The following is a 7,512-nucleotide window of genomic DNA, read 5'->3' on the forward strand; positions in this document are numbered from 1 at the left end:
CCTCGGGCTCGCGCTCGGCGGGCTCAGCCACGCGATCGCCTGTGGGCGTCGAGGCCGGCGGCGCCGGGCTGCACGGGCAGGCCCGCGATCGCGCACAGCAGGTCGGTCCACGCGGTCAGGTGCGCGCCGAAGTCGCGGCCCGTCGGGGTCCATGAGGCGCGCAGCTCGATCTGCGCGCCGTCGCCGTGCGCGGCGAGCTCGCCGAAGCCGCTCGAGAGGATCTTCGTCGCCGTGCCCGACTCGGAGTGGTACTCCGCGCCGCGCTGCTCGAGGGCCTCGAGCAAGTAGGTCCACGTGACCTCGGCGAGGAAGGGGTCGACGCCGATCTCCGGGTCCTGCGACGCCTGCGTGAAGCTCACGATGCGGAAGTCGCCGCCCCAGGCATCGGGCTCCTCAGGGTCGTGCATGAGGATGAAGCGGCCGGTGCCGATGTCGGAGTCGCGGCCGTGGACGGGCACGCCGACGTCGGCGGCGATGGCGAACGAGTGCGGCGCGATGCGACCGGGGGCCGGGATCTCGCGCACCGACAGCTCGCTGCGCAGCTCCGCGCGCCGCAGCTGGTCGATCGCGGCACGGACTGCCTCGGGCTCCGCACCGGGTGCTGCACTGCTCGTGTCCACCCGGCAAGACTACGATTCGAGGGTGAGCACCCCAGCGAGGCGCGCCGCCGCCGGAGACCGGCGCGCGGGCCGCGTGGCCCTCGCTGCGGGCGGCGCGGTCGTCGCGGGCGCCGCGCTCGCCGTGACGGGCGCATCCGCCGTGCTCGCCTCGATGCTCGTGACGCTGCCGCGCGAGCAGGCCGACGACGTCGCGGTGCTCGGGCTCGAGGAGCGCGGCGTGCGGCTCGCGCGCACGCTCGACACCGGGCTGCCCGGCGTCTATGCGCTGCGGGTAGGAGAGCGCATCGTCGTGCTCGGCGCGGTCGTCGAGGAGGACGGCTCGAGCGTCGTGCGCGCCGTCGCCGCCGAAGGGCGAGCGCTGCTCGAGGGCGTCTCGGCGGCGCGCTGGTCGGGCTACGTGCTCCACGAGCCCGAGCAGGTGACGGATGCGGTGGAGCGCGTGACCGTGCCGACCGAGGTCGGCGGTGCCCCGGCGTGGCTCATGGGCGACCAGCAGGCAGAGACGTGGTGCATCCAGGTGCACGGGCGCGGCGTCACGCGACACGAGACGATCCGTGCGGCGTCCATCTACCTCTCCCGCGGCATCCCCGTCATGGCCGTCTCGTACCGCAACGACTCGGAGGCGCCGCCGAGCCACGACGGCAAGCTGCGGCTCGGGCTCGACGAGTGGCGCGACGTCGACGACGCGATCGGCCTCGCCGTGGCCCGCGGAGCGCGCCGCGTCGTGCTCCACGGCTGGTCGATGGGCGGGCAGATCGCGCTGCAGGTCGCGCGCCGCTCGCGCCACCGGCGGCGCATCGCCGCGGTCGTGCTCGACTCGCCCGTCGTCGGCTGGCGGCCGACCCTGCTGCTGCAGGTGGGGCTGCTGAGGCTGCCCGCGTGGCTCGCGTCGAGCGCCGTGCGGCTGCTCGAGTCGCCCGCGTCGCTGCTGAGCGGCAGCCGCAGCCTCGACTTCGACGAGCTCGACAACGTGCTGCACGCGGACGGGCTCTCGCAGCCCATCCTGCTGCTGCACTCGGTCGACGACGGCTTCGTGCCGCCGGATGCGTCGCGGTCGCTCGCGGAGGCGCGCCCCGATCTCGTCGACTACCGCGAGTGGACGCGAGCGCGGCACACGAAGCTGTGGAACCTCGACCGGGCGCGCTACGAGCGCGAGGTCGGCGACTGGCTCGACGAGACGCTCGCAGCCGCCGGATCCACCGCCGATTGAGGCGGCTCAGCCGGCCGACTGCTCGCGCACCTGCCGCTGGATGCGGCCGAGCATGCCCGCCATGCCGCGCAGCCGCAGCGGCGAGACCGCGCGGTCGAGGCCGAGCAGCCGCGGCATGTCGGCGGGCACCGCGAGCACCTGCTCGACGCTCGCACCTTCGAGCCCCTGGGCGAGGATCGACGCGAAGCCGCGCGTCGTCGGCGCCTCCTCGGGCGCCGTCGCGTGCACGTGCACGTGCTCGTCGACCTCGACGAAGAGGAAGACGGGCGACTGGCACTCGGCGACGCGCTCGCCGAGGTCGGGGTGGTCGGCATAGCGCTCGGGCAGCGGGGGCAGGTCGTCGGCGTACTCGAGCAGGAGCTGGAGCCGGTCCTGCTCCGCCATCGACTGGAACGCATCCACCGCCTCCTGGAGCGCGGGCGTGAGCCTCATCGCGACGGCACCTCCCCGGGCTCGGTGCCGATCGCGATCGGTACGCCGACGAGCGATCCCCACTCCGTCCACGACCCGTCGTAGTTGCGCACGCGCGGCAGGCCGAGCAGGTGCTGCAGCACGAACCACGTGTGGCTCGAGCGCTCGCCGATGCGGCAGTAGGCGATGACGTCGTCGGCGCCGCGCAGGCCCGCGCCGTCGAGGTAGATCGCCTCGAGCTCCTCGCGGGAGCGGAAGGTGCCGTCCTCGTTGACCGCCTTGCCCCACGGCACGCTCGCCGCGGTCGGGATGTGGCCGGCGCGGAGCGCCCCCTCCTCGGGGTAGGCGGGCGCGGTCGTGCGCTCGCCCGAGTACTCCTCGGGGCTGCGCACGTCGACGAGCGGCTTGCCGAGGTGCTGCAGCACGTCGTCGCGGAAGGCGCGCAGCGTCGCGTCGTCGCGCGGCGTCACGGGGTAGTCGACGGCGGGGCGCGTCGAGCGCTCGCGCGTGAGCTCGCGCCCCTCGGCGATCCACTTGTCGCGACCGCCGTCCATGATGCGCGTGCTGTCGTGGCCGTAGAGCGCGAACACCCACAGCGCGTACGTCGCCCACCAGTTCGCCTTGTCGCCGTAGAGCACGACGGTCGTGTCACGGCCGATGCCCTTCGAGCCGAGCAGCCGCGCGAACTCCTCCGGCGAGACGTAGTCGCGGAGCACGGGGTCGTTGAGCTCCGTGTGCCAGTCGATCTTCACCGCACCCGGGATGTGGCCCACCTCGTAGAGCAGCACATCCTCGTCGGACTCGACGATCACGACGTCGGGGTCGTGGAGGTGCGCGGCCACCCACTCGGTCGACACGAGCCGCTCGGGCGCGGCGTACTCGTCGAAGCGGGGCTCGGACTCGGGCATGGATGCTCCTCCTGCGGGGCTGGCGTGACGTCGAGGGGCGGATCGCGCCCTCGGTAGGCTTCTGCGATGGGAGAACGCCATCCTCCCACTCCATCTTCCCCGCGGCGCCCGGCGCCGATGAAGGAGCGCGCATGTCCGCACCGATCTCGCTCGTCGATCGCCGGCCGCAGGCCGACGCGGAGCAGATCGTCGCGAGTCTCGTGCCGCCGCCGCAGTTCGACGGCGCGACGTTCGACTCCTACCGCCCCGACCCCGCGCATCCGGCGCAGTCCGAGGCGCTCGAGCGGATGCGCGAGCTCGCGACCGTCTGGACGGCGCCGAAGCGCGGCCTCTTCAAGCGCCGCGCGCCCGAGGTCAAGCCCGGCATCTACCTCGACGGCGGCTTCGGCGTCGGCAAGACGCACTTGCTCGCGGCCCTGTGGAAGTCGATGCCGGGGCCGAAGCGCTTCGGCACGTTCATCGAGTACACGGCGCTCGTCGGCGCGCTCGGCTACGCGGAGACCGTGCGCGCGCTGCAGGGCTCGACGATCGTGTGCATCGACGAGTTCGAGCTCGACGACCCCGGCGACACGATGGTGATGACGCGCCTGCTCGGCGAGCTCGTCGCGAACGGCACGAAGCTCGCCGCGACGAGCAACACGCCGCCGAACGCGCTCGGCGAGGGCCGCTTCGCCGCCGCCGACTTCCTGCGCGAGATCCAGGCGATCGCCGACCGCTTCCAGATCATGCGGATCGACGGCGACGACTACCGCCACCGCGACGTCTCGGGCCACGCGCCCGTCACGGCGGACGACGACATCCCGGGCGAGCTCGAGCGCATCGGCGGCACGGTCGCCCTCGACGACTTCGACGCGCTCGTCGCGCACCTCTCGCACGTGCACCCCTCGCGCTACGTCGGCCTCGTCGACGGCGTGCGGGCGCTCGGCCTCCGCGGCGTGCGGGTGCTGACCGACCAGAACGACGCGCTGCGGCTCGTCGCGCTCGTCGACCGGCTCTACGACGCGCAGGTGGCGCTGCGCGCGAGCGGCGTGAGCCTCGACCGCGTCTTCAGCGAGGAGATGCTCGGCGGCGGCTACCGCAAGAAGTACCTGCGGGCGATCTCGCGCCTGCACGCGCTCGCCGGCGAGGGCTGAGCGCCCGTCACTCCGCGTCGGTGCGGCGCCGCTGCTCGTCGGCGTCGAGCGCCGCGCGCTCGCTCGTGTCGACCGAGGGGTAGCGGCGGTCGAGCAGCGCGATGTAGGCGCCGCCGAGCGCGGCGGAGATGAGCGAGCCCGCGAGCACGCCGAGCGTGCCCTCGACGATGAGCTCCGGCGTCGTGCGGTGGGCGAGCTCGTTCATGAGCAGCGACACCGTGAAGCCGATGCCGCCGAGCAGGCCCACGCCGACGAGCTCCGGCACCCGCACGCGGGTCTCCCTCGGCACGCGCAGCGCCGCTTGGCCGATGAGCCCGGCGATGCCGATGCCGAAGAGCTTGCCGACCGGCAGCGCGATCACGATCGCCCAGAAGACGGGGCTCAGCTCGCCGAGCGGCACCTGCGGGATCGCGACCGACGCGGAGACGAACGCGAACAGCGGCAGCACGATGCCGTTCGAGAGCGGCTCGAGCTGCACTCGACCCGACTCGGCGGGCGCGGGGGCGAGCACGAGGCCGAGCGCGACGCCAGCGATCGTCGCGTGGATGCCGCTCATCGCGACGAGCCACCACGTCACGAGCGCGACGACGACGAGCAGCGCCTTGAACGCGAGGCTCCCGCGGCGCGAGCGGTAGGCGCGGCCGAGCAGCCAGAACACCACGACGCCGACGGCCGCGGCACCCAGGTGGGGGATCGAGAGCGACTCGGTGAAGAAGACCGCGATGAAGAGGATGCCGATGAGGTCGTCGATCACCGCGAGCGCGAGCAGCAGCGCGCGCACGCGCGGCGGCAGGCGCTTGCCGAACAGCGCGAGCACCCCGAGGGCGAAGGCGATGTCGGTCGCGGTGGGGATGGGCCAGCCCTGCGCACCGTCGGCGCCCGCGACGTTGAAGTAGATGAGCGCCGGCAGCGCGACGCCGCCGAGGGCCGCGATCGTCGGCACCGCGGCCTTCGAGACCGAGTTCAGCTCGCCCTGCGTGAACTCGTAGCGCAGCTCGACCGCGACGACGAAGAAGAAGATGACGAGCAGGCCGTCTGTCACCCAGTGGGCGGCTGAGAGGTCGAGCCCGACGATCGTGAACGGCAGGTGGGCGCCCTTGAGCTCCTGCAGGCCCGGACCGAGCGCCGTGTTCGCGACCACGAGGCCGAGGATCGCCGCCCCCAGCAGCAGCATCGCCGACACCTGCGGGTTGCGGATCCAGGAGAGCGCCATGCCCTCGATCCTTGCATCCGGCGGGAGCGCGCGACGCCCGAAACGCGCCCGTAACAGCACCGCGCATCCGTTCACGAACCCGAAACGCACGCGCGCAGCCGGGCGAAACAGGGCGGGAGGATGCTCGGCTCACGTCCCTTCCAAGACCCTCAAGGAGCACTCCATGGATGCAGGCAGCATCGCCTTCGGCGTCGTGGCGACAGCCCTCGTGCTGTTCATGACGCCCGGGCTCGCGTTCTTCTACGGCGGCCTCGTGCGTGCGAAGAGCGTCATCAGCATGATGATGATGTCGTTCGGGGCCATCGGCCTCGTCGGCACCCTCTGGATCCTCTACGGGTTCAACATGGCGGCGGTCGACTCGCCGCTCGCCTTCTCGGGCAACCCGTTCAGCGACTTCGGCCTCGCGGCGCTCGCGGCGGGCGAGAGCGCGAACACCGACCTCGTCGGCGTCGCCTACGGCTCGACCTTCGCGATCATCACCGTCGCGCTCATCTCGGGCGCGATCGCCGACCGGGCGAAGTTCGGCGCGTGGATGCTCTTCGCGGGCGTCTTCGCGACGCTCGGCTACTTCCCGATCGCCGCGTGGGTGTGGGGCGGCGGCTGGGCGTACTCGCTCGGCGAGCTGCTCGGCCTGCCCGCGGTCATCGACTACGCCGGCGGCACCGCCGTGCACATCAACGCCGGCGCCGCGGCGCTCGCCCTCACCTTCGTGCTCGGCAAGCGCATCCGCTTCGGGAAGGGCGAGCACAAGCCGCACAACGTGCCGTTCGTGATCCTCGGCGCGTCGATCCTGTGGTTCGGATGGTTCGGGTTCAACGTGGGTGCAGAGTGGCTGAACGGCCTCGGCAACGCCGGCCTCATCACGCTCAACACCATCGGCGCGACCGCCGCGTCGATCTGCGCGTGGCTGCTCGTCGAGAAGCTCAAGGACGGCAAGCCCACCTCGGTCGGCGCCGCCTCGGGTGCCGTCGCGGGCCTCGTCGCCATCACGCCGGCGTGCGCCAACCTCACGCCCGGCTGGGCGCTGCTGCTCGGTGCGCTCTCGGGAGCGCTCTGCGCCCTCGCGGTCGAGCTGAAGTTCAAGCTCGGCTTCGACGACTCGCTCGACGTCGTCGGCATCCACCTCGTCGGCGGCATGCTCGGCACCGTCTACCTCGGCTTCTTCGCGACCGACACGGGCCTGCTGCTCGGCGGCGGCATCGGCCAGCTCATCGTGCAGCTCATCGCCTCGCTCGGCGTGATGCTCTACGCCTTCGTCGCCGCATTCGTCATCGGCTTCGCGATCGAGAAGACGATCGGCTTCCGCGTGAAGCACGAGGACGAGCTCGCGGGCGTCGACCTCATCGTGCACGGCGAGGAGGCCTACGAGTACGAGCTCGAGCGCGCGAACGCCTGAGCAGATCTCGGTGGGGGCCTCGGGCGCACGCCCGGGGCCTCATCGCGCGCCGGGTGTGTGTCGAGCCCTTGGAAGGACGGGTCAGCGTGCGGCGCCGGCGAGGTCGCAGGTGCAGTCGTTGAGGTGTGCCCATGGCGGGTCGCTCGCGGTGCACTTGGCCGGTTCGTCGCGGGGGATGCCCCAGTAGTCCGGGGTGCGGTCGACGAACGCCGGCCCGGCGGGTTCGGGTTCGTCGAGGTAGATCTTGCCGGTGGGGCTGGTCCATTCGAGGACGCCCTGGTCGAGCTGGCGGACGGTCCAGGCGGTCGCGTGCTTCATCAGGTGATGTCGTCGGCACAGGTGCGCGAGGTTCGAGAGGGTCGTGGGTCCGCCGTCGGCGTGGGCGATGGTGTGGTCGGCGTCGGCGCGGGAGACGCGGTTGGTGCAGCCGGGCCAGCGGCAGCGGCCGTCGCGGCGCTGCAGCCAGCGCCGCATGGCCCGGTTGGGCTTGTAGGTGTCGACCGCGACCGGGACGCCGGTGACGGGGTGGAGGAAGAGCCGCTCCCAGGTGATCGTCTCGGCGGCCAGCGCCCGCACGGTGGCGGCGTCGACGAGCGCCCCGCCCTCCAGGGCGCCGGAGAA

At 72.6% G+C, this 7,512-nt stretch carries 8 protein-coding genes; 3 read left to right on the top strand and 5 right to left on the bottom strand.

Annotation, left to right across the window (positions count from 1 at the left end; translation table 11 throughout):
* Positions 1–23: 23 nt before the first annotated feature.
* On the bottom strand, positions 24–620 hold the full coding sequence (locus tag ACP7BI_RS12190; protein WP_425846659.1) for a DUF3000 domain-containing protein: 597 nt from the start codon (positions 618–620) through the stop codon (positions 24–26).
* A gap of 22 nt (positions 621–642) precedes the next feature.
* Here ACP7BI_RS12190 and ACP7BI_RS12195 point away from each other — a divergent pair, with 22 nt between their 5' ends.
* Positions 643–1,830 carry an alpha/beta hydrolase family protein gene (locus ACP7BI_RS12195; protein WP_425846662.1) on the top strand — a complete coding sequence of 396 codons (1,188 nt, stop codon included), beginning with the start codon at positions 643–645 and terminating at the stop codon, positions 1,828–1,830.
* Positions 1,831–1,836: 6 nt separating this feature from the next.
* Here the strand turns inward: ACP7BI_RS12195 and ACP7BI_RS12200 are convergent, their stop codons facing one another.
* Complete coding sequence (locus ACP7BI_RS12200) at positions 1,837–2,262, bottom strand: SufE family protein (RefSeq protein WP_425846664.1); 426 nt, start codon at positions 2,260–2,262, stop codon at positions 1,837–1,839.
* Positions 2,259–3,149 (bottom strand): sulfurtransferase, encoded by an 891-nt coding sequence (locus ACP7BI_RS12205; protein WP_425846666.1) that lies wholly within the window; start codon positions 3,147–3,149, stop codon positions 2,259–2,261. The genes ACP7BI_RS12200 and ACP7BI_RS12205 overlap by 4 nt, the downstream gene beginning before the upstream one ends.
* Before the next feature lie 131 nt (positions 3,150–3,280).
* Between ACP7BI_RS12205 and zapE the strand changes: the two genes are divergently transcribed.
* Positions 3,281–4,282 (top strand): cell division protein ZapE, encoded by a 1,002-nt coding sequence (gene zapE / locus ACP7BI_RS12210; protein ID WP_425846668.1) that lies wholly within the window; start codon positions 3,281–3,283, stop codon positions 4,280–4,282.
* Between the two features lie 7 nt (positions 4,283–4,289).
* Here zapE and ACP7BI_RS12215 read toward each other — a convergent pair whose 3' ends face one another.
* Positions 4,290–5,495: a Na+/H+ antiporter NhaA gene (locus ACP7BI_RS12215; protein ID WP_425846671.1), complete on the bottom strand. Its 1,206-nt coding sequence runs from the start codon at positions 5,493–5,495 to the stop codon at positions 4,290–4,292.
* Between the two features lie 163 nt (positions 5,496–5,658).
* Here ACP7BI_RS12215 and ACP7BI_RS12220 point away from each other — a divergent pair, with 163 nt between their 5' ends.
* Complete coding sequence (locus ACP7BI_RS12220; RefSeq protein ID WP_211449004.1) at positions 5,659–6,891, top strand: ammonium transporter; 1,233 nt, start codon at positions 5,659–5,661, stop codon at positions 6,889–6,891.
* Positions 6,892–6,972: 81 nt separating this feature from the next.
* Here ACP7BI_RS12220 and ACP7BI_RS12225 read toward each other — a convergent pair.
* Positions 6,973–7,512: HNH endonuclease signature motif containing protein (locus ACP7BI_RS12225; RefSeq protein WP_425846675.1), on the bottom strand; the 540-nt coding region annotated here is incomplete at its 5' end.

The organism is Agrococcus sp. TSP3-2-1 (assembly GCF_049897585.1).
In the GTDB taxonomy this organism is placed as follows: domain Bacteria; phylum Actinomycetota; class Actinomycetes; order Actinomycetales; family Microbacteriaceae; genus Agrococcus.